Annotated in this window: 4 protein-coding genes; all 4 read right to left on the reverse strand. The window is 61.3% G+C overall.

Annotated features, from left to right (window positions below; all coding sequences use genetic code 11):
- Nucleotides 1-1,306, reverse strand: a 1,306-nt coding sequence (locus A2J01_RS27935; RefSeq protein WP_064114030.1) for a class I adenylate-forming enzyme family protein, incomplete at its 3' end; no start/stop codon positions are given.
- Between the two features lie 9 nt (nt 1,307-1,315).
- A complete protein-coding gene (locus A2J01_RS27940) occupies nt 1,316-2,020 on the reverse strand; it encodes an ABC transporter ATP-binding protein (RefSeq protein ID WP_047268870.1) in 705 nt (234 codons plus the stop codon).
- A 1-nt stretch (nt 2,021) separates the two neighbouring features.
- Nucleotides 2,022-2,795 (reverse strand): ABC transporter ATP-binding protein, encoded by a 774-nt coding sequence (locus tag A2J01_RS27945; RefSeq protein ID WP_064114031.1) that lies wholly within the window; start codon nt 2,793-2,795, stop codon nt 2,022-2,024.
- Nucleotides 2,792-3,549, reverse strand: a 758-nt coding sequence (locus A2J01_RS27950; RefSeq protein WP_064114032.1) for a branched-chain amino acid ABC transporter permease, incomplete at its 5' end; no start/stop codon positions are given. The genes A2J01_RS27950 and A2J01_RS27945, both read right to left, overlap by 4 nt.

Consider the following 3,549-nt stretch of genomic DNA (forward strand, 5'->3'; position numbering starts at 1 on the left):
CGACCACACGCACCCGTCCTGTCTCGTCGATCTCGACGATGTCGCCGAGAAGCATCCAACCGTCATCGGTGTACAACTCGTCGTTCGCATCGGTGTCCCCCCAATAGCCCTGACACATCAGCGGTCCGTTCACCCCAGGCTGACCGCGGCGGACGGAGCCGGTCATTTCCTTTGCCGCATCGTCGAATACACGAACTTGCATGCGATCGATGACGTGGCCGCACGTCTTCAGTCGGGTGTCGGAATCGTCCGAAACCGTCGTCACCGAGACGGCGCCGGTTTCGTTCGATCCGTAGAACTGCAGGACAGCCGCTCCGGTACGTTGTTCGAATGCCAGCGCCTCCGAATAGGGCACGGCTTCACCACCGGTGAACATGAAACGAAGTGACGAGAGATCGGCCGATTCCGCGGCCTCCGAACGCAACAGCATCTTGAATTGTGTACTCACACAATTCAAAGCAGTCACCCGTTCGCGCTCGATCAACTCGATCATCACCGAAACGTCGAAGCGTTCCATGACGACATTGCGAGCACCGAGTAGTGCCGGCAGGAAATGCGAAGTCCAGAGGCCGAATCCGAAAGGTGCTGGAACCGCGCCGAGGAACACCTCATCCGAACCGATCGCCGCCGCCTCGGCGGCAATCTCGGAGAAACCAACCCAACGATCCTCGGTTTGTGTGACCAGTTTGGGTAGGCCCGTTGTGCCGGAGGTCGAGTTCAGCATCGAAACGGCTGACGTGACAAAACACGGACTGGTTGCGGGGAACTGCTTTGGCTCGACCGGCAACGAGGTGAGTTCGCCGTTTGCGCTCACGCGTTCGAAACTCACGTCGGCGCGTTCGTCGGCGAAGACGACGTCCAGTCCGGGATGCTCTGCCCGCAGACTCGCCACGAGTTCGGCGGTATCGACGCCGCGCAGCGTGCGAGTGGTGACGAGTACGGAGGCTTCCGAGCGGGCGATCAGATGAGAGATCTCGCGAATGCCCGAGCGCGAACCGATTCCGACGGCGACGCGGCCGGTACGAAATGCTGCGCAGAGAGCCGCATGGAATACAGCGGTGTCGGGGAGCAACACGGCTACATGTCCGTATCCCTCACCAGCTAGATCCAGCGCCGACGCGATCGCATCGGCAGCCGCGTCGTACTGCTTCCACGACACCCTCGATTCCGGAGTGACAAAGGCGGTTTCGTCCGGGATGGTCTCAGACCAATGCCTGACCATTTCGCTGATGCTGACGCCGGCGAAGCGGTCCGGATTCGTGGCGAATTCACCGACGGTGAAGTCGAGTGTCTTCGTTTCAAGCATGATCGTCGATCATCTCCCGTCGGCGCTGAGGACGCCCATCGATTGTTTGTACGCGTTGTCCAGTGTCGCTGCGGAATCGCATTCGCGGACGAGTTCGCCGCGCTGCATGACATATCCGCGGTCGACAACCGATTTCAGTGCAGTAAGTGCCGGTTCCGTCACGATGACGGTCACACCCTCGGCGGCCAGACCCCCGACCAATGCTCGCAGCTCCGCGACGATTTTCGGTGCCAGTCCGGTCATCATCTCGTCGAGTAGCAACACCTTCGGGGTTTCCAGAAGGGCCCGCCCCAGAACCAACATCTGCTGCTCACCACCGCTGAGGACCCCGGCATAACTCTCCGAGCGTTCACGCAGGATCGGGAACCTCTCGAAAGCTGTTTCCACGGCTTCGGCTTTCAATCCCAGCAGGTCTGCGCCCACGCGTAGATTCTCGCGAACGGACATTCGCATGAACAGTTGCCTGCCTTGGGGAACGTAGGCAAATCCGCTGCGGACACGATCCAGTGCCGATAATTTCTGGATCTCTCGACCATCGAATTTCATTGTCCCGGTGGCGGGAACCGAGCCGTAGATGGATCCCGCCAAGCTGGTCTTGCCTGCACCGTTCGGCCCGACGATCGCTGTCACTTCACCGGCGGGAGCGGCAAGGGAGACTTCCCGGACGGCGACAGCGGATCCGTATCGAACTGTGACTCTGTCGAGTTCGAGCATGTCAGGCGCCTTCCTCGTATTCGGAACCGAAATAGACTTCTCGCATCGCGTCGCTGGCCAAGCACTCCTGCGGTGGTCCGTAGAACGCCACTGATCCGAAATTGAGCAGCACGATCTTGGTTGCGAGCGCCGCGATGAGATCGACGTTGTGATCAACCAGGACTACTCCTTTGCCCTGCGCGGCAATCGATCGCACGGCACCGGAGATGGCAGCGATGCCGTCGTGATCCGCGCCGGCAAACGGTTCGTCCAACAGGAGGACTTCGGGTTCGGTCGCCATCGCCCGCGCCACCTCGACCAGACGCTGCGCCCCCAAACTGAGATCCCCGCAAGCACTCTCGACGTCGGTGACCGAGTATCGCGCAGCAATCTCCCGGGCCCGCTGTGCTGTCCGGTCCCAGTTCTCGAAAGGTCCTTTGATCGCCCACCACAGCGAGTGCAGAGGTGAGGTGATCTTGTGCCCGTACAGTCCCGGGATGATGTTGTCGACGGCGTCGAGTTCCGCCGCGAGCTGCGGATGTTGAAACGTGCGCGAGAGCCCTTGCCGTGCACGGCGCTCCGACGGCCCGGTCAAGGGAGCACCCGTGAGCGCGACGGTTCCGGAGTCTGCTTGCTGAGTGCCGAAGATGCAGTCCACCAGTGTGGTCTTGCCTGCCCCGTTCGGGCCGACCAGTCCGATCACCTCTCCCGGTCCGACGCTGAACGAGACATCGTCGACAGCGCGGACGCCGCCGTAGGACTTGTGGAGCCCGCTCACTTCGAGTAGCCGAGTCATCGATTGCCACGCTCCTTGTACAGACGGTTCATTCGACCCAGAACGTTCTGACTCCACCCGATCACCCCACCAGGCGCGACGATGAGGATCACCAGGACGGCTCCGGCAAGCAGGAGTTCGCCACTTCCCTGGTACCCGGGCATGTTCAGCGTCACGATCACCACGATCAATGCACCGAGCGGAGCACCCCACGCCGAACTGCGACCGCCGATGATCGGCATGAAGATCGCAAGGAAAACAATACTGAGAGTGAAGGTTTCAGGAGTGACAGCTTGCACCGACACGGTGAACAGCGATCCGCCGGTCGACGCGATCGCGGCACCGATCGCCAGCGCCACAACGGTCAGGTGCGCAGGATTGACGCCGGAAGACCGTGCGACATTACGATTGTCGCGGGCAGCTTGCAACATCAGCCCCCACACCGATTTCCGGAGTCGATCGACAGCGACCGCGATCAGACACACGAACAAGATCGCGAACACGACCAATGCGTAGCGCGGTGGCTCCCAGCCGAACATCGTCACAGTCTCGACGCCCGAGATCCCGGCCGATCCGCCGGTGAAACTCGGCCCGTCGATCAACCAGTGCTCGAAAGCGATACCGAACAACAAGGTCACCGCGGCAAGGTAGAAGCCGGAGAGTTTCTGCGTTGCCAAGCTGAGGAGTACTGCAACCGCTGCAGCGGCGAGGGCGCCGAGAATCCATCCCCACCACATCGACAACCCGGTCCGAACCGAGATCAGCGCAACGGCAT

The organism is Rhodococcus sp. EPR-134 (assembly GCF_001647205.1).
Taxonomy (GTDB): domain Bacteria; phylum Actinomycetota; class Actinomycetes; order Mycobacteriales; family Mycobacteriaceae; genus Rhodococcus_F; species Rhodococcus_F qingshengii.

Excerpts from the sequence above, each read along its gene's own strand:
- A2J01_RS27940 (WP_047268870.1), bottom strand. The coding sequence starts at position 2,020 with ATGCTCGAACTCGACAGAGTCACAGTTCGATACGGATCCGCTGTCGCC.
- A2J01_RS27945 (WP_064114031.1), bottom strand. The coding sequence starts at position 2,795 with ATGACTCGGCTACTCGAAGTGAGCGGGCTCCACAAGTCCTACGGCGGC.